19 protein-coding genes are annotated in these 22,772 nt (G+C 65.1%); 10 read left to right on the plus strand and 9 right to left on the minus strand.

Features of this window, described 5'->3' with window-relative positions:
• Window positions 1–129 precede the first annotated feature (129 nt).
• The 4 genes from CCONF_RS06890 to CCONF_RS06905 form a co-directional block, all read right to left on the minus strand.
• Window positions 130–1,134 (minus strand): HNH endonuclease signature motif containing protein, encoded by a 1,005-nt coding sequence (locus tag CCONF_RS06890; protein WP_290222061.1) that lies wholly within the window; start codon window positions 1,132–1,134, stop codon window positions 130–132.
• A gap of 256 nt (window positions 1,135–1,390) precedes the next feature.
• Complete coding sequence (locus CCONF_RS06895) at window positions 1,391–2,011, minus strand: hypothetical protein (RefSeq protein WP_290222063.1); 621 nt, start codon at window positions 2,009–2,011, stop codon at window positions 1,391–1,393.
• Between the two features lie 81 nt (window positions 2,012–2,092).
• Window positions 2,093–3,862: a DEAD/DEAH box helicase gene (locus CCONF_RS06900; protein ID WP_290226321.1), complete on the minus strand. Its 1,770-nt coding sequence runs from the start codon at window positions 3,860–3,862 to the stop codon at window positions 2,093–2,095.
• The gene (locus tag CCONF_RS06905; RefSeq protein WP_070768436.1) at window positions 3,862–4,104 is read right to left on the minus strand and encodes a DUF3039 domain-containing protein; all 243 of its coding nucleotides are present in this window, start codon (window positions 4,102–4,104) and stop codon (window positions 3,862–3,864) included. Before CCONF_RS06905 ends, CCONF_RS06900 begins: the two co-directional genes overlap by 1 nt.
• Window positions 4,105–4,165: 61 nt before the next feature.
• Here CCONF_RS06905 and CCONF_RS06910 point away from each other — a divergent pair, with 61 nt between their 5' ends.
• The 6 genes from CCONF_RS06910 to galE all read left to right on the plus strand — a co-directional run bounded on the left by CCONF_RS06910 (window position 4,166) and on the right by galE (window position 9,693).
• On the plus strand, window positions 4,166–4,606 hold the full coding sequence (locus tag CCONF_RS06910) for a DUF3099 domain-containing protein (protein ID WP_290222068.1): 441 nt from the start codon (window positions 4,166–4,168) through the stop codon (window positions 4,604–4,606).
• A 19-nt stretch (window positions 4,607–4,625) separates the two neighbouring features.
• Window positions 4,626–6,176, plus strand: a complete 1,551-nt coding sequence (locus tag CCONF_RS06915) for a DUF7782 domain-containing protein (protein ID WP_290222070.1) — start codon at window positions 4,626–4,628, stop codon at window positions 6,174–6,176.
• A 69-nt stretch (window positions 6,177–6,245) separates the two neighbouring features.
• The gene (gene dtd, locus CCONF_RS06920; RefSeq protein ID WP_290222072.1) at window positions 6,246–6,698 is read left to right on the plus strand and encodes a D-aminoacyl-tRNA deacylase; all 453 of its coding nucleotides are present in this window, start codon (window positions 6,246–6,248) and stop codon (window positions 6,696–6,698) included.
• Between the two features lie 89 nt (window positions 6,699–6,787).
• A complete protein-coding gene (locus tag CCONF_RS06925) occupies window positions 6,788–7,789 on the plus strand; it encodes a sigma-70 family RNA polymerase sigma factor (protein ID WP_290222074.1) in 1,002 nt (333 codons plus the stop codon).
• A 231-nt stretch (window positions 7,790–8,020) separates the two neighbouring features.
• A complete protein-coding gene (locus CCONF_RS06930) occupies window positions 8,021–8,701 on the plus strand; it encodes a metal-dependent transcriptional regulator (protein ID WP_290222076.1) in 681 nt (226 codons plus the stop codon).
• 5 nt (window positions 8,702–8,706) lie between these two features.
• On the plus strand, window positions 8,707–9,693 hold the full coding sequence (galE, locus tag CCONF_RS06935; protein WP_290222079.1) for a UDP-glucose 4-epimerase GalE: 987 nt from the start codon (window positions 8,707–8,709) through the stop codon (window positions 9,691–9,693).
• 9 nt (window positions 9,694–9,702) lie between these two features.
• Here the strand turns inward: galE and CCONF_RS06940 are convergent, their stop codons facing one another.
• Entirely contained in the window at window positions 9,703–10,794 is a 1,092-nt protein-coding gene (locus CCONF_RS06940) for a DUF4192 domain-containing protein (protein ID WP_290222082.1), read from the minus strand.
• A gap of 219 nt (window positions 10,795–11,013) precedes the next feature.
• On the opposite strand from CCONF_RS06940, the gene CCONF_RS06945 reads away from it, so the two are divergent.
• Both CCONF_RS06945 and CCONF_RS06950 read left to right on the plus strand, forming a co-directional pair.
• Window positions 11,014–12,048 (plus strand): proteasome assembly chaperone family protein, encoded by a 1,035-nt coding sequence (locus CCONF_RS06945; RefSeq protein WP_290222083.1) that lies wholly within the window; start codon window positions 11,014–11,016, stop codon window positions 12,046–12,048.
• Window positions 12,049–12,102: 54 nt separating this feature from the next.
• Window positions 12,103–14,646: a DEAD/DEAH box helicase gene (locus tag CCONF_RS06950; protein WP_290222085.1), complete on the plus strand. Its 2,544-nt coding sequence runs from the start codon at window positions 12,103–12,105 to the stop codon at window positions 14,644–14,646.
• Between the two features lie 98 nt (window positions 14,647–14,744).
• Here CCONF_RS06950 and ahpD read toward each other — a convergent pair whose 3' ends face one another.
• Together ahpD and CCONF_RS06960 are read right to left on the minus strand one after the other, a co-directional pair.
• Complete coding sequence (gene ahpD / locus CCONF_RS06955) at window positions 14,745–15,269, minus strand: alkylhydroperoxidase, AhpD family (RefSeq protein WP_290222087.1); 525 nt, start codon at window positions 15,267–15,269, stop codon at window positions 14,745–14,747.
• 97 nt (window positions 15,270–15,366) lie between these two features.
• Entirely contained in the window at window positions 15,367–15,963 is a 597-nt protein-coding gene (locus CCONF_RS06960; RefSeq protein WP_070768446.1) for a peroxiredoxin, read from the minus strand.
• A 143-nt stretch (window positions 15,964–16,106) separates the two neighbouring features.
• On the opposite strand from CCONF_RS06960, the gene CCONF_RS06965 reads away from it, so the two are divergent.
• Window positions 16,107–17,060 (plus strand): hydrogen peroxide-inducible genes activator, encoded by a 954-nt coding sequence (locus tag CCONF_RS06965; protein ID WP_070768447.1) that lies wholly within the window; start codon window positions 16,107–16,109, stop codon window positions 17,058–17,060.
• Between the two features lie 82 nt (window positions 17,061–17,142).
• On the opposite strand, the gene CCONF_RS06970 is transcribed toward CCONF_RS06965, so the two are convergent.
• On the minus strand, window positions 17,143–18,135 hold the full coding sequence (locus CCONF_RS06970) for a hypothetical protein (RefSeq protein WP_070768448.1): 993 nt from the start codon (window positions 18,133–18,135) through the stop codon (window positions 17,143–17,145).
• Window positions 18,136–18,298: 163 nt separating this feature from the next.
• On the opposite strand from CCONF_RS06970, the gene hrpA reads away from it, so the two are divergent.
• The gene (hrpA, locus tag CCONF_RS06975) at window positions 18,299–22,237 is read left to right on the plus strand and encodes an ATP-dependent RNA helicase HrpA (RefSeq protein ID WP_290222095.1); all 3,939 of its coding nucleotides are present in this window, start codon (window positions 18,299–18,301) and stop codon (window positions 22,235–22,237) included.
• A 15-nt stretch (window positions 22,238–22,252) separates the two neighbouring features.
• Here hrpA and nrdR read toward each other — a convergent pair whose 3' ends face one another.
• Window positions 22,253–22,711, minus strand: a complete 459-nt coding sequence (nrdR, locus tag CCONF_RS06980) for a transcriptional regulator NrdR (RefSeq protein WP_070768449.1) — start codon at window positions 22,709–22,711, stop codon at window positions 22,253–22,255.
• Between the last annotated feature and the right edge of the window lie 61 nt (window positions 22,712–22,772).

The raw sequence follows: 22,772 nt of genomic DNA on the forward strand, positions 1-22,772 counted from the left end.
GTCTTTCAGCTGGGCGTGTTCCTTGTGGCCCGGCAGTCGTAGGGCTTGGCTGGTCTATCCTTGTCCCTCGGCTGGCTTTCCTTCCAGCTCGGCTGACCCTATTCCTTGGGGTTTGCGGCTGACCCCGTGTCAGCCGCTGCTCCAGGGCGGGTCCCACGTCACCCTGCCATCGCGGCGGTTTATCCTGCCGTGCCTGGGGTAGGCGGGGTCGTCATCGTTCCACGAATTATGGAACTCACACAACAAGGTCAGGTTCTCCTGGTTGGTTTCACCACCGTCGGCCCAGGGGTGGATGTGGTGGACCTGGCACTCGTCGGCTGGTTTCCTACAGTTCGGCCACGCACACGTGGTGGTCTCCGCCTTGGCCATGTCCTTCTGCTTCGGTGAGGCGTGGCGCTGGTAGCGGTACTGGTTGACCGGGCCGCGCCTAGGGTCCACCAGCGTGGCCAGGCCCGCGTCCAACAAACATTGGCGGACGTAGTCGGCCCCGGTCATGGTGGTGCCGTTGGTTAGCTGCAGGGTGATCTCATCCCCATCACCGGCAAGGATTCTCGCCCAGTCGGGCAGTGGGATGACCACGTGGGTGGCCTTCGGCTGCTTCTCCAGGCCTCCACTGAACAAGGCCTCGACATCCGGGATGGTTTTAATTGAGGCCCAGAGGTTTTCCACCAACTCCGGATCCCCAGTGACCGAAAAAGTACTCGGTCCATCCTTGCGGCGGGTCACGCGCACGCCTTCGGCTGGTGGTGCCGGGCGGTTAAGTTCCAGGACTTTCTGGTTGGCTAGGCGTCTTAGCTGTTCGGTGGTGCCGGGGGTGTTGCATAGTTCGATGAGCATGGCCCACGCGTGGCCTTTGTGGCGCACCCGGCGGAAAGCGTTGTCCAGCGCAATGAGCGTATCGAGGTGGTGTCCCTGGGCGGCGGCCGCTTTCCTCGCGGCGGCCTGCTTGCGGGTAAAGGACGTGTGCCCGAAGAAGGTTTGGCAGGCACGGTGGTGCGCGGTCGCGGCAACATCCGACATGACAGCCTTCAGGGCGGGCAGGCTCAGCTGGCGGCACAGGTCCAAATACTGGATCCCGTCCGCGAAGATGGAGTGTGCTGCTTTCAATGTGTCCATGGCTGTCGTTGCTGTCATGACCCACACGCTAGAAGCACGCGTCAACCCCTACAAGGCCCAGAAACCCGATCTGTGGATAACTCGGAGCACAGTAGCCATCCTGCATGAGCACCGGAAGAGAAGAAAACGCCCGTTTTTGCGGCGCCACCTGCCCAAAGGCCGAAAAATTGGCCAATGTGCCCAAGTAGGCACAGGTTGGCATAATTTGGGCACGCTTAGGCACAATTAGGCACAAAACGGCCCCGCACCAGGCGGGGCCAAGAGGAATGAGAGCCTAGTTGCTCGAATTGACCAGTTCCTCGCTCTGGCGCTCGACGCACTCGCGCTGCGCCTGCTCGTCCTGCAAGCTCAGGCACTCTTCGAAGTTGGCTTCGTTGAAGAACCAACCGATGAAGAGCACCATGAGCACGCCGACGGCGATCGAAATCAGCGAGAGGATAAGGCCCACCACCGACATCCAGGTGCGGCGGGCCTCCTTCGGCTTCTTGGCGTTGCGCACGAGGGCCACGATGGCTAGCACCACGCCCACGACACCCAGGAGAGCGCCCAAGCCGCCGACAAGCAGGCCGACCAAGGCAACAATACCGATGATGAGAACGGCCAACGCCAGCTTCGACTTCTCGAAGTTCGGCGCGTTTTCGAAGCCTCCCTGGTACTGGGAGCCGCCGTAGCCGGCGGCCGGCGCGGCGTAGGCGTTGTCCTCCGGCGAGGCCCCATAGGCGCCGCCGTCGAAGCCAGCGTTCGCCTCGCCGGTGCCGCCGTAGCCGGCGCCAGGATCGGCTGCGTGCTGGCCCTGGGCATCGTTAGCACCCGGGCGGGAATCACCGTAGGACGGCAGGTCCTGGTTCGGGTCGTTGTTCTGGTCGTTCCCATAAGGGTTGTTGGGAGTGGTCATTTCTACCCTCTTTCCTAGTGCTATAACTTACTATCCCTCCCCACAATAGCGAATAAGTGGCCGGTTTCGCAGCGCGAACTTCTACCACGCGCGCAAGTACTCGATGCGCTCGCGCAGCTGCTCGGCGTTACACAGCGCGGTCGGCGGCCCGCCACAGGCCTTGCGCGCCTCGTTGTGGATGGCCCCGTGCGGACGCCCCTTGCGCCCGGCGGTGATGGACACGACCGTGTTGAGTTCCTTACGCAGCCGCGCGATTTCGTCGACGGCGACCTCGTCGGCCCCGCCGCCCTGTGGCTGCGGCTGCTGCTTCTGCTTCGGCGCGCTCGGCATGCCGTAGATCTGCCGCCGATGCTCCTCTGCCGCAGCCTCTGCCCGGCGCGCCTTCTCCCGCGCCTCCCGGGCGTCCATCTCCTCTTCCTGCTTCTTGCGCAGCAAGTCCTTGACCTGCTGGGCGTCCAACAACCCGGGGATGCCGAGGAAATCGGCCTGTTCCGCATCGTCAGTAAATGCGGCGGTGTTGAAGGAAGAACCGTCGTAGATGAGGGAGGAGAATTCCGCGTCGGCGCCGAGCGACTCGTAGGGCTTGTCCAGGTCCGGCTCGGACTCCTTGCGGTTGGCCTGTTCGAGCAGCTCGTCGTCCCAGCCCTCCTTGGGCCGGTCCGGCTTGCCCAGGACGTGGTCGCGGGACTTTTCCATGTTCTCGGCCAGCCCCAGCAGCACGGGCACCGACGGCAGGAAGACCGAGGCGGTCTCGCCAGGCATGCGCGAGCGCACGAAGCGGCCGATGGCCTGGGCGAAAAACAGCGGCGTCGATGCCGAGGTCGCGTACACGCCCACGGCCAGCCGGGGCACGTCGACGCCCTCGGAGACCATGCGGACGGCGACCATCCACTCGTCGTTGCTCTCCGAGAATTCATCGATCCGCTCGGACGAGCCCGGATCGTCGGACAGGATGACCGAAACCGGGGTGCTCGAAATCCCTTTGAGGATCTTCGCGTAGGCGCGGGCGGTCGTCGAGTCGGTGGCCAGCACCAAGCCGCCGGCATCGGGCATGTTGCGGCGCATCTGCATCAGGCGCGTGTGCGCGGCCTGCAGCACCGCGGGGATCCAGTCGCCCTTCGGGTCCAGGGCCGTGCGCCAGGCACGCGCGGTCTGCTCCTGGTTGAGGATATCGCCCAGGCGGGCGGCGTATTCCTCGCCCGCGGAGTCGCGCCAGCGGGCCTCGCCCGAGTACGCCAGAAAGACCACGGGGCGCACGACGCCATCGGCCAGCGCGTCGCCGTAGTTGTAAGCGTGATCGGAGCGGGAGACCAGGTGGCCCTCCCCGTCCTGCTCGTAGCGCACGAAGGGGATCGGGGAATCGTCGGAGCGGAAGGGCGTACCGGTCAGCGCCAGGCGGTGGTTGACGTCGTCGTAGGCCTCGCGCACGCCGTCGCCCCAGCTCTTGGCGTCGCCAGCGTGGTGGATCTCGTCCAGGATGACCAGAGTGCGCCGCGCGGAGGCGACCGCCCGGTGCTTGAACGGGTGCATGCCGACCTGGGCGTAGGTGACCACGATCCCGTCGTAGGCGGGGTTGACCGCCGAGGAGTTGGTGAAGTGCGCGTCCAAGGACATGCCGACGCGGGCGGCGGCGGACGACCATTGGATCTTCAGGTGCTCGGTGGGCACCACCACGATGACGCGTTCGACGGTGCGGTCTTCGAGCAGCTCGGTGGCCACGCGGAGGGCGAAGGTGGTCTTACCGGCGCCCGGCGTCGCCACGGCCATGAAGTCCTGGGGCTTGGTGCGCAAGAACTTCTCCAGCGCCTCCTGCTGCCATTGGCGGAGTTTGCCTTTGTTCTTGCCCGGAATCACTTGCGCCGCAGACCTTTGAAAATCCGCTCGCAGTCGGGGCAGACCGGCGAACCGGGCTTGGCTTGCTTGGTCACCGGGAAGGTCTCCCCGCACAGCGCGACAACCATCTTGCCGTTGACCGCGGAGTCGAGGATCTGGTCCTTCTTTACGTAGTGGAAAAACTTCGGGGTGTCGTCATTCGGGGTGGACGTATCCTCCCGGACGTCTGGCCTTTCGATTGTTTTCGTCGTCGTACTCACAGCACCCCATTTTGCCGCAAGAGTGTGGATTAATGCGAGTCCCCAGCTACCCTAGGGAGGCATGGAACCGTACACCGTTGACAATCCGGATGGCGATCCCCCTGTTAAGGGCTCCCGTCGCCTCTTCCGGCGCGCCTCGGTGTCCCTGATTACGGATGCCAAGGTCGGCCCCGGGCAGGATCGCCACCACCGCGAGGTGGTCTACGCGATCCTGCAGTTTATCCGTATCCCCGCGCTGTTTGTTTCAATCTACCTGGTCTACGCGCATCAGGCGTGGCTCGCGGCAGGGATTGTCTCCGGGCTCACGCTGCCGCTGCCGTGGGCGGCGGTGGTCATCGCCAACGGGCGCGGCCAGCCGAAGGACAAACGCGAGCGCAACGTCTACAAGCCGGCGTTGGCCCGCCAGATGGCCGCCCAACAACGCGAGCAGGTTACCGGCCCCCAGCGCCGGCAGCTCGACCAGCCGGAAACCATCGACCACGACGAACCGAAGAACCCTTAGACCGAGGAGCCTGCCTGCTATGCCCGCCACCGAACGCTTTTGCCTGCCCCTGCCGGACGATCTCTCCGCCCTGGCGGGTGAGCTCGCGGATGTGTTTACCTCCGCCGGTTTCGACGTGGCCGGTATTGCCGGCTTCTTGGGCCCAGAGGCCACCGAGGCCCTGCACCGCGGCGAATACGCCCCGGTGGCGCTGCGTTGCCGGGACGACAGCCAGATGGCGTGGCTGGTCCGTATCTTTTTGCTGCACGATGCCGTCCCCGCCACCGCCCTGGCCCAGGCCGTGGGCGCACGGCTGGCCACGCAGCTGGTGGATACCGGCATCGTGCGCGCGGATGAGCACGGGACGGTCTACTGCGCGCTGGAGATTCGGCCGCAGATCATCGCCGGCCGGGAGCGCGTGGTCTTTTCTGACGTCGATGCTTCCCTGGTCGACCACGTGCCCGGCTCCCAGCACGTGGTGGGCGTGGGCGCGGCCAGCCTGTCGCTGCTGCAGTCCACTCCCCTCTCCCCGGTTGGCACGGTGCTGGACCTGGGCACGGGCTCGGGCGTGCAGGTGCTCGGCCAGCTGGGCTGCGCCGAGTCGGTCACGGCGACCGATGTCAGCGAGCGCGCCCTGACCCTGGCGCGCGCGACGGTGGCCGCGGCCGGTGCTAGCGACCGAGTGGAGCTGAAGGAAGGTTCCTGGTTCGAGCCGGTGGCCGGGCGCCGTTTCGACCGCGTGGTGGCCAACCCGCCGTTCGTGGTGGGCCTGCCGGAGGTAGGCCACGTCTACCGCGACTCTGGGATGGAGCTGGATGGGGCTTCCCAGAAGGTGGTCTCGGAGGTGGCGGACTACCTGAACCCGGGCGGCACCGCGCACCTGTTGGCGGCGTGGGTTCACCGCACGGAGGAAAACTGGGCGCAGCGCGTGGCCAGCTGGCTGCCGTCGCACGGAGTGGCCGCGTGGGTCATCGAGCGCGACGTGGCGGACCCCGCGCTCTACGTGTCCACGTGGCTGCGCGACGAGTCCGTCGATGTGCGCACCCGCACCGGCCGCAAGCGCAGTAAGGCCTGGCTGGAGTACCTGGCCGCGCACGACGTGACCGGCATCGGCTTCGGATTCGTGGCCCTGCAGCGCATTGCTGACGATGCCCCCACCGAGGTCCTGGCGGAGTCGCTGCCCCAGGCCTTTAGCGATCCGCTGGGCCCGGAGGTGGAGGAATACTTCGCCCGCGTGGCCTGGCTGCGCGACCTGGTGCCCGGGGAGATCGAGACCAAGTACTTCGGCCTGCGCCCCGGCGTCGCTTTGGAGGACGTCTCCGTCGCGGACGCCGAAAGCCACCAGGGCTTCGAGCCGGCGGTCAAGCGACTGACCCGCACGGAGGGCCCGCGCTGGTCGCACGAGGTCGACGACGGGCTGGCCGCGGTGGTTGCTGGCCTCAGGCCAGATGGGCTCAACCTGGGCGAGACCATTGCCCTGTACGCCGCCGCCCACGGGCTAGACGAGGAGGAGCTGGTGCGCTCGGCGGTGCCGGCCATCGTGGACCTGATTCGGCACGGGCTGGTGCTGCCCGCCGAGTTCTTGGACTAAGCACCGGCGCAGCAACCACCAGAATGCACGCAGCCGGGCAGGCAACAAGCAGAAAGGCACGAGGAGTTTATGAAGGCAGTGTTGACGCGGGTATCGCAGGCAAGCGTGACCGTGGCGGGTGAGACGGTCGGGCGCATCGATTGCCTGGACACCGGCGGCGTGCTGGCGCTGGTGGGCGTTTCGCGCGAGGACTGTGAGGACCAGGCCAGGACGGCCGCCGCGGTGGAGAAGATGGCGCGGAAGATCGCGGAGTTGCGGATGCTCGACGGGGAAAAATCCGTGACGGATACCGGCGCGCCCGTCCTGGTGGTCAGCCAGTTCACCCTGTACGGCGCGACGGCCCGCGGGCGGCGCCCCTCGTGGTCGGCGGCGGCACCGGCCGAGAAGGCCGAGCCGGTCATCACGGAGTTGGTGCGCCAGCTGCGCTCCCGCAACATCACCGTGGCCGAGGGCCGCTTCGGCGCGATGATGGAAGTCAGCTCAGTCAACCAAGGACCCTTTACTTTGCTGGTGGAGACCTAGGCCGTCACCCCCAAAAGATGGTGCGGGAACTAATTCGCGCCGCTAGCCGTTGAGTAGTTTGTAACCGGCGATACTTTAGGAGGCCCTAGATGACCACTTCCCACGACCAGGATTCATCTAAGCAAGACGCCACGGAGCAGGAGGTTGATCGCGGTTCCCGCCGCGGGCATACCAACGACAACCCTTCGGCCGACCTCGTGCGGGTTTACCTCAACGGCATCGGCAAGACCGCTCTTTTGTCCGCCGAGGACGAAGTCGAGCTGGCACAGGAAATCGAAATCGGCCTGTACGCCGAATACAAACTGAATAACGCGGAAAAGCTCACCCGCGCCGAGAAGCGCGACCTGAAGATTCTCGTCAAGGAAGGCAAGAAGGCCCGCTCCCACCTGCTGGAGGCGAACCTGCGCCTGGTGGTCTCCCTCGCCAAGCGCTACACCGGCCGCGGCATGCCGCTGCTGGATCTCATCCAGGAAGGCAACCTGGGCCTTATCCGCGCGATGGAGAAGTTCGACTACGCCAAGGGCTTTAAGTTCTCCACCTACGCCACCTGGTGGATCCGCCAGGCTATTACCCGCGGCATGGCCGACCAGTCGCGCACCATCCGCCTGCCCGTCCACTTGGTGGAGCAGGTCAACAAGCTCTCCCGCATCAAACGCGAGATGTACCAGTCCCTGGGCCGCGAAGCCACGAATGAGGAGCTGTCGGAGGAATCCGGCATCGATGAGGACAAGATCGAGATGCTCCTGCGCCAGTCCCGCGACCCGGTCTCGCTGGACATGCCGGTCGGCGCAGACGAGGAGGCCCCACTGGGCGACTTCATCGAGGACGCCGAGGCTGCCGACGCCGAAACGGCCGTCGTCGCCTCCCTGCGGCACTCCGATATCCGCTCGGTAATCGGCTCCCTGGAGCAGCGCGAGCAGGACGTCATCCGCCTGCGCTACGGCCTGGACGACGGCGTGCCGCGCACCCTGGACCAGATTGGCCGCCAGTTCGGCCTGTCCCGCGAGCGCGTGCGCCAGATCGAGCGCGAGGTCATGGCCAAGCTGCGCGACGGCCAGCGCGCCGACCGCCTGCGCGAGTACGCCCAGTAGGACTTTTATCCGCCGCCTTACCCCGCCGCGACCTGATCTTTCAGGCCGGCGGTTTCGTCTTTGTTTGGACGCTTCCTAGACCGTAAATGGCGTTTATAGCCTTTACTGCGACAACGACAGCCCGGCGATATGCGCTAGACTATGGTGTATTAGTTTTGCCGCAGCTTAGGTTTAGCAATCCTGTGCTGCGAGAGAGAATCCACTCCCGGAATCAGAAAGGTGCCAGCCCACGTGAGGGACCTAGTCGATACCACCGAAATGTATCTGCGAACCATCTACGAGCTCGAGGAAGAGGGCATTACCCCACTGCGCGCCCGCATCGCGGAGCGGCTCGAGCAGTCCGGCCCGACGGTCTCGCAGACCGTGGCACGCATGGAGCGCGATGGTCTTTTGCATGTGCGCACCGACCGGAGCCTGGATCTGACCCCGAGCGGCCGTGAGCTGGCCACCGCCGTGATGCGCAAGCACCGCCTGGCCGAGCGGCTGCTGACCGACGTGTTGGGCCTGGACATCCACCAGGTCCACGACGAGGCTTGCCGCTGGGAGCACGTCATGAGCGAGGACGTGGAGCGCCGCGTCGTCGCCGTACTGGATGATCCGGCGCGCTCCCCCTTCGGTAACCCGATCCCGGGCCTGGCCCAGCTGGGCACCAACGTGCCGGAGCAGTCGGAGGGCACGCGTGCGATCGATCTGCCGGAGGGCAAGGAGGTCACCGGTACCGTCAGCCAGATTAATGAGATCCTGCAGGTCGATCACCAGCACTTCCGGGAGCTGCACGATGCCGGGATCGCCGTCGGCGCCGAAGTCACCGCCCTCAACAACGATGGCGCCATTACCCTGACCACTAAGTCCGGGCACGGCGTCGAGCTACTCACCGACTTGGCCCACGCAGTGCGGATCGAGGAGTCTTAAACCCCATGAAGCTTCTGGTTACCGGCGGCGCCGGGTACGTCGGCAGCGTGTGCGCTGCGGTTCTTATCGAGCGCGGCCACGACGTGACGATTATTGATGATTTTTCCACGGGCAACCGCGAGGCCATCCCGGCGCAGGCGCGCCTGGTCGAGGGCCGCGTCGACGAGCTGGCCCAGTCCGTGCTTTCCGAGGGCGGCTTCGACGGCGTGGTCCACTTCGCCGCGCGCTCCTTGGTCGGCGAGTCCGTCGAGATCCCGAACGAGTACTGGCACGACAACGTCGGTACCGCCCTGGCCCTGCTGGACGCCATGCGGGGCAACGGCGTCAAAAACCTCGTCTTCTCCTCCACGGCAGCCACCTACGGCGAACCGGACCAGGTACCGATTACCGAGGACGCGCCGACGGCTCCCACCAACCCTTACGGGGCGACCAAGCTGTCCATCGACTACATGATCACCTCCTACGCGAAGGCCTTTGACCTGGCGGCGACCTCCCTGCGCTATTTCAACGTGGCCGGCGCCTACGGCTCCATCGGGGAAAATCGTGCGGTGGAAACCCACCTCATCCCCATCATCCTGCAGGTGGCCCTGGGGCACCGCGACAAGATCTTCATCTTCGGCAACGACTGGGACACCAAGGACGGCACCGCGGTCCGCGACTATATCCATATCCGCGACCTAGCCGACGCGCACGTGTTGGCGCTGGAGAGCAACAAGCTGGGCCGCCACCGGATCTACAACCTGGGCTCCGGCGACGGCTACTCCGTTAAGGAGGTCATCGCCGCCTGCCGTAAGGTCACCGGCCACCCGATCCCGGCCGAGGACGCCCCGCGGCGCGCCGGCGATCCGGCGGTGCTCATCGCCTCCTCCGAGAAGATCAAGGAGGAGCTGGGCTGGAACCCGACGCGCACGGAATTAGACACCATCGTCTCGGACGCGTGGGAGTTCACTCGCCAGCTCGGCGACAAGGCGCACTCGGCCCGGCGCGCGTAACCGCTAGGCCTAGGCAGCCCGCGGCTGGGGATCGCAGTGGCATGCCCCGTAGACGGCTGATAGCCGCGCCTTCTCCGAGCCCTGACGCACGCTATCGATGAGGGCCTCGTGCAGCCCGCAGCGGAACGCGCTGAGCAGCAGCCGCAGGAAGTTGTGCTCGGGGAATTCCTCGCGGCCTACCATCAGCGCCGTGCTGGCCTTGTAGTAGATGCTCATCTCGATTGAGCAGACTGCGTAGACGGCCAGCGCGTTGGCGCGAATGTTTCCGCTGAAGGTCTGCGCCAGCGCCAGCATGAGGGTGCAGGCGGCCGCAGGCTGGGTCAGGCAGCCGCCCAAGGCGACATCGCGGGCCTTGGTGCCACCCATCCACACGGCGGCGGTAAACAATAGATCGGCGTCCCCGGCGACGTCGCCGGGCCCGTCGATTTCGCTTAGGACCTCCGGGACGTCGCGGGCGATGGCTACAAGGTCGTAGCCGTAGGTGCGGTGGCCACAGCAGGCATCGTTAGCACAGGTGGTAGCCAGTCGGTTGAGGGCAGCGAGTTCCTCCGACTCCCCCAGGCGGTTACGGCGCTGGAAGGGCTCGAAGCATTCCTGCCGGTCGAGGGCGGGCAACTCGCCCTCGGCGATGCAGGCGCGCATGCTGTCGGAGTCCGTAATCGGCGCGACGCGGCCTTCCAGCCACGCGTCGCCGCCGGGGCCCTGGTGCAGTGCCGGGTCGGCAAAAAGCTCCTCGTAGGGCTGGCCGACCTGGATTTCTGGCACCATCCACAGGCCCTCCAGGTCGAGATAGCACTGGTCTGGTTCGGAAAGGAAGTCAATGAGTTCGGCCAGGTGGCGCTCCGGGCGGGTGCTGATGATGAACGCGAAGAAGAGGTGGTCGGGGTACTGGTCCAGCAGGGCGAGGCCTTCCTCCCAGCCCTCGTCGACGTCGTCGATGCTAATACGCAGGAGGGGTCCGGGAATATAGCTCTCGGGACAGTCGTGGGCGGGCTGGAAACTGACGATGACGAGGGATTCGGACGGGTAGAAACCAAGGTTTCCGGGGATATCGGCAAGGATTTCGGCGGGCGTGTACGTGTGTGCTTGTGAAGTAGTCATGCTGTCATCATCGGCGGGATGCACGCCGAAATCGAGCGCTGCCGTCCCGCGCCTGTGGATAACCCGCCTCATTTATATTCCACGTAATATATCGGCACGTTATCCACAGGCCGGGGCGCGCGGCGATGGTCTACAATAGCTCCAATACGTTCCCGAAAAGGTTAAGGAATAAACCCGGCCGGGGAATCGTTGTTGCAGTTAAGAGAAGGAGGAAAAGACATGCCTGATGAAGATCGCCGCATGTACGAACTGGAGTATCCTGCCCCAGTAGTCGACTCCGCGAATGACGACGGCAACGGCCCCACCCTCGTAGTGGCCATGGGCGGCTACGCGGACGCCGGCCAAGCGGTCGACGCCAGCGCCGCGCACCTGCTGGCCGCGCTCGACTCGCGGCCCGTGGCCGCGTTCAACAACGACGAACTCATTGATTACCGCTCGCGGCGCCCCGCCGTAACCATCGACGCCGACAGCCCGATGGAAATCGAGCAGCTCGACCTGAGCATGCGCGTGGTGCGCGACACCCGTGACAAGCCCTTCCTGCTGCTGTCCGGCCCCGAGCCTGACCTGCGCTGGGAAGGCTTTACTAACGCGGTGGCGGACCTGGCCGACAAGTTCGACGTCTCGGACACCATTTGCCTGTACGCTGCCCCGATGCCGGTGCCCCACACCCGCCCGCTGGTGATTACCGCCCACGGCAACTCGCGCCGCTTAAAGCAGCGGATGTTCAAGCTGGATTCGACCATGATGGTGCCGGGCTCGGCCCAGCTCTACCTGGAAAAGGAGCTGGCCGACCGCGGCCGCAAGGTCGCCGGCTTCACCGTCCACGTGCCCCACTACCTGGCGTCCTCTCCGTACCCGCACGCCACGCTGCAGCTGTTAGAGTCCGTGGCCACTGCCGCGGACCTAGACTTGCCGCTCGGCAGCCTGGAGCACGACGTGGAGCGCGTCAACCAGCAGCTGGCTGAGCAGGTCGAGGACTCCGACGAGGTCAACCAGGTCGTGCGCCAGCTCGAGGAGCAGTACGACTCCTTCCTCGAGCACTACCGCTACGAACACCCGCAGGCCGTGTTGCCAGGCGAGCAAAACATGCCCACCGGCGAGGAGATCAGCGAGGAATTCGAGCGCTTCCTCGCCTACCTCGATGACCAGGACCCCGAGGTCCGTCGGGCCATCGAGCGCAACATGAACCACGGCCGCGACGACGGGGATGTCGACTCCGGGACGGGTCCGGAAGATCGCAGCGACGAGAGCTAGGCGGGGCCCGCCCGGCGGCCCCGGCGGTGACGGCGATGGCCTAAAGTGGTAGGCGTGACTTTAACGCAAATGTTGCCCGACCTCGCCGAAGTACCGGAGTCGCTCGTTGACACCGCGATCTGGGACACGTTCACCGCGTGGACCACCGAGCGCGGGATTTCGCTGTACCCGGCCCAGGAGGAGGCATCGTTAGGCATCCTCGCCGGGGACAACGTCATCCTGGCCACTCCGACGGGTTCCGGCAAGTCCATGGTGGCCAACGCCGCGCACTTCATCGCCCTGGCTCGCGGGCAGCGCAGCTTCTACACCGCGCCGATCAAGGCCCTGGTGAGCGAGAAATTCTTCGCGTTGTGCGAAATCTTCGGCGCGGAAAACGTCGGCATGATGACCGGAGATGCCACCGTCAACGGCAACGCCCCCATCATCGCCGCCACCGCGGAAATCGTGGCTAATATCGCCCTGCGCGACGGGCGCGAGGCCAAAATCGACCAGGTAGTCATGGACGAGTTCCACTACTACTCAGACCCGCAGCGCGGCTGGGCCTGGCAGGTCCCGCTCCTAGAGCTGGATCGAGCCCAGTTTCTCCTGATGTCCGCCACCCTGGGTGACACCACCTGGCTGGAGAAGGATCTCACCGAGCGCACCGGCCGCACCACCGACCTCGTGGCGGGCTCGGAGCGCCCGGTCCCGCTGGATTTCAGCTACACCTTCCTGGCCGTCCACGACACCATCGAGGAGCTGCTAAGCGCCGGCAAGGCGCCCATCTACGTGGTGCACTTCTCCCAGCGCGAGGCAGCCGAGCGCGCGCAGGCACTGACCTCCCTCAAGGCAATGATTACACCGGAGGAAAAGGAGGCCATCGCCGGCGAGATTGGAAGTTTCCGCTTCACCACCACCTTCGGCAAGGACCTGTCGCGGCTGCTGCGCAAGGGGATCGGAATCCACCACGCCGGCATGCTGCCCAAGTACCGTCGCCTGGTGGAACGTCTCGCCCAGCGCGGCCTACTAAAAGTCATCTGCGGCACCGACACCCTGGGCGTGGGCATTAACGTGCCCATCCGCACGGTGCTGATGACGGGCCTGGCGAAGTTCGATGGCACGCGCCAGCGCATCCTGAAATCCCGCGAGTTCCACCAGATCGCCGGGCGCGCTGGCCGCGCCGGCTACGACACGGAGGGCACCGTCGTGGTCGAGGCGCCCGAGCACGAGATCGAAAACGCCAAGGCCCGCCGCCGCGTGGGCGACGACCCGAAGCGGCTGAAGAAGCTGCGCAAGAAGGCCCCGCGCGACGGCGAGGTCTCCTGGTCGGAAAAGACCTTCGAGCGGCTGACCCACGCCGAGCCGGAGCAGCTGACCTCGCAGTTCCGCATGTCGAACTCTATGCTTCTCAACGTCCTGGCCCGGCACGGCAACGGCTACGAGCACCTCAAGCGCCTGCTGCGGACCAACCACGACACCCGCGCCCAGCAAAACCAGCACATTCTAACCGCGCTGGACCTGTTCAAGGGGTTGCTCAACGCCGGCGTGGTCCAAAAGTCGACCAAGGGCCTGGACATCTACGGCCGGCCCTACCACCTAGTGCGCGAGCTGCCCCGGGACTTCGCGCTGAACCAGCCGCTCTCCCCCTTCGCGCTGGCAGCGCTAACGCTGCTGGATCCCGAATCCGAGACCTTCACCCTAGACATCATCTCCTGTTTCGAGACCATCCTGGACGATCCCCGGCAGGTGCTCCAGGCTCAGCAGAAGGCCCGCCGCGGCGAGGAGATCGCGGCGCTGAAGGCCGAGGGCGTCGACTACACCGAGCGTATGGCCATCGTCGAGGACATCACCTGGCCGAAGCCCCTCGAAGAGCTGCTCGACCAGGCCTTCGAGTCCTTCTGCGAGGGCAACCCGTGGGCCAAGGAATTCGATATCGCTCCGAAGTCGGTCCTTCGCGAGATGGTCGAGAAGGCCATGACGTTCTCCGACCTGGTCGCCACCTACGGGCTGGCCCGTTCCGAGGGCGTTATCCTGCGCTACCTGACCGACTGCTGGCGCACGCTCAAGCAGTCGGTGCCGCAGGAGTACATGACCGAGCAACTCGCGGACATCCTGGAATGGTTGGGCGAGCTCATCCGCCAGGTCGATAGCTCCCTGGTGGACGAGTGGGCGCAGATGGCCGGCGAGGACTCCCCCGTCGACCAGGCCACGGTGGACCGGGAACTGGCCTTTGGCGTCGAGGACCCGACCGCGCTGACGTCCAATAAGCGGGCGTTTACCATCATGGTGCGCAACTACTTCTTCCGCCTGGTCCAGCTGTTTGCCTTCGAGAAGGAAGACCGCCTGGCCGAGCTCCTGGACTATCTGGACGAGGTGCCCGACTTCGGCGCGGCGCTGGACGATTACTTCGACGAATACGCCGACATCGACTCCGGCCCCGCCGCCCGCGGACCAGAATATTTCCGCCTGGCAGAAACCCGCCCGCGCGCGTGGACGGTGCGCCAGATCATCAAGGACCCAGACGGCGACAACGCCTACGCGCTCGTCGGCACCGTCGACCTGGACGCCTCCGACGAGGCCGGCGAGGTCCGCCTGTCCGATCTGCGCGTCGACTACTAACGGCTTAGGGCGCCTTCCCCCTTGGGACGCGAAAACACCCGCCCGGGCTCAGTTGCGAGCCTTAGGGCGGGTGTCTGTTTTAAAGCGCGGCGCTAAATTTAGCGAGCGGCTTCAATCTGGACGGTCTGGGCGACAGCCTGAACGACGGCGCCAACCTTGACGGCCTCCCAGATCTGCTCCTTGGTCAGGCCGGCTTCCTGCAGCTCGTGCGCGTGGGCGGCCAGGCAGTGCTCGCAGCCATTGATGGCGGAGACCACGGTGTTCCACAGCTCGAAGTTAGCCTTCTCCACACCCGGCTTGGAGATGATGTTCATGCGCAGGCCGAACTTGAGCTGAGCGTAGTCGTCACCGAGCCAGCCCTTGGCGCGGTAGGCAACGTTGTTCATCGCCATGACGGTGGCGGCACCCAGGGCAGCCTCGACGGCCTCGTCGGACAGGTGCTCCTTGGCCTCTTCCATGATCTCGGACAGGACGGTGTCGTTGCGGGTAGCGGCGGCGGCGGCCAGCAGGGAGCCCCAGAGCTGCTCCTCGTTGAGCTCGGTGCTGCGGGTCAGGGTGCCCAGGTTCAGCTTCTGGTCCTTGGCGTACTCGGGCATGGAGCTCTTCAGGTTATCAATAGACAAGACTATTCTCCTTCTAGTTTTTGATAAGTATATTTCAACGGGATTGAAACAAAGACCCCGCCGGAGCGGACTTCGACGGGGTCCATGGCTTGAATCTTTACTTCAGGGATTCCTGAACGACGTCCATCTTGTTGATGTTCTTGGTCGGGTCGTTAGCTTCCCAGTTGCAAGCGCAGACCTCTTCGGACTGCAGGGCGTCGAGCACACGCAGGACCTCGTCCACGTTGCGGCCCACAGCGTCCGGGGTGACGGACACGAACTGGATAATGCCGTCCGGGTCGATAATGAAGGTGGCGCGGTCGGCGACTCCGTCAGCGTTCTCGACACCCAGCGCACGGATCAGGTCGTGGCGAACGTCGGAGAACATCGGGAACGGAACGGACTTCAGGTCCGGGTGGGTGGCGCGCCAGTTGAAGTGAGCAAACTCGTTGTCGGTGGAGCCGCCCAGCACCTGGGTGTCACGGTCCTGGAACTCTTCGTCCAGCTTGCCGAATGCCGCAATCTCGGTTGGGCAGACGAAGGTGAAGTCCTTCGGGTAGAAGAAGACGATCTTCCACTTGCCTTCGTACTTATCCAGCGAAACCTGCTCGAAGTAGTCCTCCGGCTGCTGGGCGTTCACGTCGTGCAGGTCGCCACCGGTGAGCGCGGTCAGATTGAACTCCGGGAACTTTTCCCCAACGGTCAAAATAGGCATTGTTGACAACATCTCCTTTAATGAGGTTGCTTGGTCCAGATTTGTGGTCTGCGGCCGCCTTAGCGGCCAACGACTTCCATTATGCCTATCAATTTCTAGAACGTCAATAGACCTGCCTATCTATTAATGATATAATGATAAGTATGCATAATAAAGAGTACCGTCCCACCCTCGCTCAGCTGCGCACATTCGTCACCATCGCCGAAAATAAACACTTCGGCACGGCCGCCCAAAAGCTACAAATCTCCCAGCCTTCCCTGTCCCAGGCGCTGGTCGCTTTGGAGCAAGGCCTCGACATCCAACTGATTGAACGCTCCACCCGCCGAGTCATCGTCACCGCCGCCGGCGAAAAGCTGCTGCCCTACGCCAAGGCCACCCTGGAAGCCGCCAACGCCTTCTTCGCCCACGCGCGCGGCGCGCACGGCGACCTGTCCGGGCCACTGACCATCGGTGCCATACCGACCGTGGCCCCGTACATCCTCCCGGATCTGCTCAAGAACCTGCACAGCAAGTTCGAGGATATGGAGCCCCGCATCGTCGAGGAGCAGACCGAGCATCTGCTCCAGCGCCTGCGCGACGGCCAGCTGGACCTAGCCATCATCGCCCTGCCGTCGGAGGCCTCCGGGCTGGTCGAGGTCCCCCTCTACACCGAGGACTTCGCCGTGGTCGTCCCCAGCGACCACCCGCTGGCCGGCCGCAACGACCTGAAGCTCGAGGACCTGGATTCCCTGGATCTGCTGCTCCTCGACGACGGCCACTGCCTGCGCGACCAGATCATGGACCTGTGCCGCAAGGCGAAGATCAACCCATCGGAGGCCACCAACTCGGTGACCCGAGCATCGTCGCTGACCACCATTGTCCAGCTGGTCATCGCGGGCCTGGGCGCCACCCTGGTGCCGGATTCGGCCCTGGCCGCGGAAGCTAACCACCCGGATCTGGGCATCGCCCGCTTTGATGATTCCGTGACCGCCCAGCGCCAGATCGGCCTGGTCTTCCGCAACTCCGCCGCCCGTGCCGAAGAGTTCCGCGAGTTCGGCGAGACCGTCAAGGACGCCCACGACAAGGCCCTGGCCCGTTCCCGCGAGTCCATCCAGTAAGTCCAAGCGCCACAAACACTTCGCCCCGCCGCGGGGCACAACCACGTGCTCCGGGCGGGGTGAAAACTTTAGTGAGCCGCTTTTAGACGCGGACGGTAGCCGCGCACGAGCGATACATGTGCGCCTGGGCCAGCAGCACGACGGCCGCCACGATGCTGGCGCCCAGCATGATGAAGATGGACATCAGGATCACGCCCACGATGCCGAAGGAGATAAACAGCAGGCTCACCAGCGTCACGGCCAGCATGAGACCGAAGGAAATAAGCCCCACCAACAGGCTGAACAGCAGCAGCTGCAGGTAGTTCTTCTTGCCGGCGGCAAAGCCCGTCGAGAAGGAGGCGCCGAAGCCGGTTTTGCCGTCTGCCGCGAACCACGGCATCAGCGTGAACAGCGGCGACAGGAAGAACATGAGCAGGCCGAAGGCCATGAAGAAGGCGAAAACCCCCGCGAACAAGCTCGGATCCAGCTGCGCCGGGTCGGTGGTGTTGCTCATCTCGTTGAAGCCGCTTAGCTGCATCCCGCCCAGCATGATGACGGTGATAATCCCCTGGACGACCAGGTAGACGCCGGCGGCGGCCCAGTGCACGTCCTTGCCGAGGGCGCCGATACCCGGCCGCGGCTCGTCGACGTGCCAGGTGGCAAACCGGTACAGAACGGGCGTGACCACGATCGAGATCACCAGGCTGAGCAGGCTGGTGACCACGGAGTTGCCCGAGTAACCTGCCTCGATATCCCCGCCGGTGAGCAAGGAGATGCCTATAGACAGGATCGCGCCGGCCAGGCCCAGGACTAGCGCCAGCGGCACCAGGGTCTTCCAGTTGCGGCCGAAGGCGGAAAAGCCCCAGCCGATGGACCGGACCGCCTGCGGGCGCTGCGGCCCGTGCAGGTATCCATCATTGCCGCCCACATAACCCTGCGCGCCCGCGTAACCGTAGCCCGGGGCCTGCTGCCCGCCGGGATTCGGGGAGCCGAAATTCGGGTTGTCCTCCGGGTGGCTCGTCGGCTCGTAACGTGGTAGATCGCCAAAGGAGTCGTTCGGCGACTGCCCGTCGTGCGGATCGTTCGGGGTGGTCATGGTGGGTCCTTTCTGAATTCATCAACAGGATGCGGCGGGGACTGGCTACCCCAGTGACGGTATCACCCGGCGGCCCTATACGTTCAACCTGTTCCGAAAGAGTTTCTCAATAGTTACCGGTTTGAGCCCTCACGCGCCGCCGTGAGTAGAATTAGCTGCAACAATGGCTAATACACACAAGGACCCGCAAGAACCGCGCGAGGCGCGCGACAACTCTCCCGCTGCGCCCAGCCGCAACGATCTGTACGCCCGCCTGGCTAATGTGCGCAGCGCCGACGAGTACTCGTTCCGGCGCCGCCTGAAAAAGGCGCGCTCCCCGCACGCGCTTTCGGCGATCTCCGCCGACATCGACGCCGCCGAAGAGCGCGTGCGTGGCATCGACCGCCTCGTGCCGGAGATCGTTTACCCGGACAGCCTGCCGGTCAGCGCCCGCCGGGACGACATCGCGGAGGCAATCGACAACAACCAGGTGGTCATCATCGCCGGCGAGACCGGCTCCGGTAAGACCACGCAGATCCCGAAGATCTGCCTTGAGCTGGGGCGCGGCCGCCGCGGGCTCATCGGCCACACGCAGCCGCGGCGCCTGGCGGCCCGCACGGTGGCCGAGCGGATCGCCGATGAGCTGGGACAGAAGATAGGGCAGACCGTCGGCTACGCCATCCGCTTCGACGACCAGGTCTCCAAGTCCACCGCCGTCAAGCTAATGACGGACGGCATCCTGCTGGCAGAGATGCAGCGCGACCGCTTCCTCAACGCCTACGACACCATCATTATCGACGAGGCCCACGAGCGCTCGCTGAACATCGACTTCCTGCTGGGTTACCTCAAACGGCTGCTACCCAAGCGCCCGGATCTTAAGGTGATTATCACCTCGGCGACCATCGATCCCGAGCGCTTCGCCCAGCACTTCGCCAGCCCGGAAGGCCCCGCGCCCATCATCGAGGTCTCCGGCCGCACCTACCCCGTCGAGATCCGCTACCGACCCCTGGAATTCGAGGCCGGCGACAAGGTGGTCGACCAGGATCCGCTGGACGGGCTCGTCGAAGCCCTGACCGAGCTCATGGCCGAGGGTGACGGCGATATCTTGTGCTTCTTCCCCGGCGAGCGCGACATCCGCGACGCCATGGAGGTCATCGAGGCTAAGAAGTGGAAGGGCGTGGAGGTCACTCCCCTCTTCGGCCGCCTGTCCAACCAGGAGCAGCACCGGGTCTTTAGCCCGCACTCGGGGCGGCGGATCGTGCTCTCTACCAATATTGCCGAGACCTCCCTGACGGTACCCGGCATCCGCTACGTCGTGGACACTGGCACCGCGCGTATCTCGCGCTACTCCACGCGCACCAAGGTCCAGCGCCTTCCTATCGAACCCATCTCGCAGGCCAGCGCGAACCAACGCTCCGGCCGCTGCGGACGTGTAGCCGACGGCATCGCCATCCGCCTCTACTCGGAGCAGGACTTTTTATCCCGCCCAGAGTTCACCGACCCGGAAATCCTGCGCACCAACCTGGCCAGCGTCATCCTGCAGATGATTTCCCTGCGGCTGGGCGATATCTCCCGCTTCCCCTTCGTGCAGCCACCGGCGGACAAGGCGGTGCGCGACGGCATCGCCCTGCTCAACGAGCTGGGTGCGTTGGGTACGGCCGACAAGAACGGGCTGCCCACGCTGACCAAGACCGGCGCCACGCTCGCGCGCATCCCGGTGGATCCGCGCATGGCGCGGATGCTGGTGGAAGCCCACAAGCTGGGCTGCCTGCACGACGTCATCATCATCGTTGCGGCCATGACCATCCAGGACGTACGCGAACGCCCCCTGGAAAAGCAGGCCCAGGCGGACCAGGCGCACGCGCGGTTTAAGGACAAGACCTCGGATTTCTTAAGCCAGCTCAAGCTGTGGGACTACATTAAAGACTCCCGCAACGAAAAGTCCGGCAATGCCTTCCGCAAGCAGATGAAGGCGGAGTTCCTGCACTACATGCGCATCCGCGAGTGGTTCGACCTGGTGCGTCAGCTGCGCGAGGTCGCCAAGCAGCTCAAGTGGACCGCCCAGGAATCCGGCAAGCGTGCCGATGCCGCCATCCACCAGGCGCTCCTGTCGGGCCTGCTGTCCAATATCGGCGCCCGAGACGGCAACTCCAAGGAGTTCCACGGCGCCCGCAACACGCGCTTTATGGTCTTCCCCGGCTCCGCGCTGGCGAAGAAGCCGCCGGAGTTCGTCATGGCCGCCGAGCTGGTGGAGACCTCCCGGCTGTGGGCGCGCGATGTCGCCCAGATCGATCCCGCCTGGGTAGAGCGCCTGGCCGCCGGCCTGCTCAAGCACAGCTACTCCGACCCGGTCTGGTCGAGTAAGCGGGCCACCACCATGGTCAAGCAGAAGTCGACGCTCTACGGCGTGCCGGTGGTCCACGACCGCTCCGTGCCCTACCACCGCGTCGACCAAGCCGCGGCCCGGGACTTGTTCATACGCCACGCTCTCATCGGCGGCGAGTGGAATACCCACCATTCCTTCTTCCACGACAATGTCGCCAAACTCGACAAAGCGGCCGAGTACGAGGACAAGGCGCGCCGGCGCGGCCTGGTCGCGGACGAGGACACCCTCTTCGCCTTCTACGACGAGCGCCTGCCCGCCAATATCACCAGCGGCAAGTACTTCGACTCCTGGTGGAAGAAGGAGCGCCACGCCCACCCCGCGCTGCTGGACTTCGATCCGGAGGCGCTGGTTAACGACGCCGATAACCGCGTGACCGAGGCGGACTTCCCCGATACCTGGCGCGCCGGTTCCATGGAGCTGGACCTGTCGTACCACTTCAGCCCCGGCGATCCCCTGGACGGCGTGACCATCCAGGTCCCCGTGCCCATGCTGGCCGGGCTGGAGACCACCGGCTTCGACTGGCTGGTACCGGGCCTGCGCCTGGAGTTAGTCACGGAGCTCATCCGCAGCCTGCCGAAGGCCCTGCGCCGCACGGTGGTGCCTGCCCCGGAGTTCGCCGAGCGCGCCCTGGACAAGCTGGTCCCTTACGCCGGGCCCATTACCGAACAGCTCGCCGATGTTCTGCGGGAGCTGGGCGGCCAGGGCATCAACGCCGTGGATTTCCGCCCGCAGTCGCTGCCCGACCACCTGCGCATGAACTACGCGGCCATCGACAAGCGGGGAAAGATTATCGACTCCGACCGCGATCTTTCCGCGCTGGTCCATCGCCAGGCCGGTTCGATTAAGTCCTCGGTCTCGAAGGTCAGCCGCATCTCGGAGTCCGGGGCGGTCAAGGAATGGCGCTCGGATAATCTGGGCTCCATCGACGACGAGGTCCGCACTACGGTAGACGGCCACGAGGTCACCGCCTACCCCGCGCTGGTCGCCACGAAGGACGGCGTCGAGGTCAAGGCGCACCCCACCAAGGCCGCGGCCGATGCCGCCATGCTGACCACCACGCTGACCTTGCTCATGCGGGAGATCACCGTCAACCCGCGCCCCATGGTCAAGGGCCTGCCCTTGCAGCAGCGCGTGGCCATCGACAACTACCCGCACGGCGGGGCCGACGGCCTGGTCTCCGACGCCCGCGTGGCAGCCCTCCGCGATCTTCTACTGGAAGCCGGCGGCCCGGTGCGCTCCCCAGAGGAATTCGACCAGTTGCGCAAGAAGATCGCCCCGGCGGTTCCCGGGCGCGTGCGGCAGATGGTCGTCGCTATCGCCCCGGGCCTAGTCGAATACGGCCGCATCACCGACGAGCTCAACAAGTGGACCGGCCCGGCCATCGACGACATCCGCGCCCAGCTGGATTTCCTGCTTCCGGCGCAAGCAATCACGAAAAACGGCATCGAGCACCTGCGGCACCTGCCGCGCTACCTGCAAGCCGTGCGCATCCGGCTGGAGGAGATGAACCTAGATCCGGACAAGGACGCGGACCGCCAAGCCGAGGTCGATGAGGCCAAGGCCTACCTCAACAATCGCCTGCGCTCCCTGCCGGCCGGCCGCGCGAAGACCAAAGCGGTGCGCGATATCTACTGGATGATCGAGGAGCTCCGGGTTTCCCTGTTCGCCCAGCGCCTCGGCACCGCGCACGCGGTCTCCCTGCGGCGCATCCAAAAGGCGGTCGACAAGCTGGCCTAGCGCCGCAGCGGGAGCCTAAAAACTGGTGCGGTCGCGCCGCTTCATCAGGCGGATCTCCGACTCGAAGTCGTCCGCACTGTCGAAGGACTTATACACGGAGGCAAAGCGCAGGTACGCCACCTCATCGAGGTCGCGCAGCGGGTCGAGGATGGCCAGGCCAATATCGTTGGCATTGATCTGGGAGCTGCCATGGCTGCGCACGGTCTCCTCCACCTCCTGGGCCAGGCGCTTCAGCGCGTCATCCGAGACGTCGCGGCCCTGGCAGGCGCGCCGCACGCCACGGATCAGCTTGTCACGACTGAAGGGCTCGGACAGCCCATTGCGCTTGACCACGGACAGCACCGCCTTCTCGACCGTGGTGAAACGGCCCCGGCACGAAGAACACTCGCGCCGACGGCGGATGGACGTGCCCGCGTCAACGACGCGGGAATCAATAACGCGTGACTGCTCGTGGTGACAAAATGGGCAATACAATGTGGCTCGCTCCCCGTATCTTTCTAGCTTTCCGACTCAATCCGCCAGAGCAGATTAAGCG

Origin of the sequence: Corynebacterium confusum (assembly GCF_030408715.1) — a bacterium.
Taxonomy (GTDB): Bacteria; Actinomycetota; Actinomycetes; order Mycobacteriales; family Mycobacteriaceae; genus Corynebacterium; species Corynebacterium confusum.

Coding starts and splice junctions, on each gene's coding strand:
- CCONF_RS06945 (WP_290222083.1), top strand. CDS start 11,014: ATGCCTGATGAAGATCGCCGCATGTACGAACTGGAGTATCCTGCCCCA.
- CCONF_RS06890 (WP_290222061.1), bottom strand. CDS start 1,134: ATGACAGCAACGACAGCCATGGACACATTGAAAGCAGCACACTCCATC.
- CCONF_RS06940 (WP_290222082.1), bottom strand. CDS start 10,794: ATGACTACTTCACAAGCACACACGTACACGCCCGCCGAAATCCTTGCC.
- CCONF_RS06970 (WP_070768448.1), bottom strand. CDS start 18,135: ATGACCACCCCGAACGATCCGCACGACGGGCAGTCGCCGAACGACTCC.
- hrpA (WP_290222095.1), top strand. CDS start 18,299: ATGGCTAATACACACAAGGACCCGCAAGAACCGCGCGAGGCGCGCGAC.
- CCONF_RS06895 (WP_290222063.1), bottom strand. CDS start 2,011: ATGACCACTCCCAACAACCCTTATGGGAACGACCAGAACAACGACCCG.
- CCONF_RS06965 (WP_070768447.1), top strand. CDS start 16,107: ATGCATAATAAAGAGTACCGTCCCACCCTCGCTCAGCTGCGCACATTC.
- dtd (WP_290222072.1), top strand. CDS start 6,246: ATGAAGGCAGTGTTGACGCGGGTATCGCAGGCAAGCGTGACCGTGGCG.
- CCONF_RS06910 (WP_290222068.1), top strand. CDS start 4,166: ATGGAACCGTACACCGTTGACAATCCGGATGGCGATCCCCCTGTTAAG.
- CCONF_RS06960 (WP_070768446.1), bottom strand. CDS start 15,963: ATGCCTATTTTGACCGTTGGGGAAAAGTTCCCGGAGTTCAATCTGACC.
- galE (WP_290222079.1), top strand. CDS start 8,707: ATGAAGCTTCTGGTTACCGGCGGCGCCGGGTACGTCGGCAGCGTGTGC.
- CCONF_RS06915 (WP_290222070.1), top strand. CDS start 4,626: ATGCCCGCCACCGAACGCTTTTGCCTGCCCCTGCCGGACGATCTCTCC.
- CCONF_RS06925 (WP_290222074.1), top strand. CDS start 6,788: ATGACCACTTCCCACGACCAGGATTCATCTAAGCAAGACGCCACGGAG.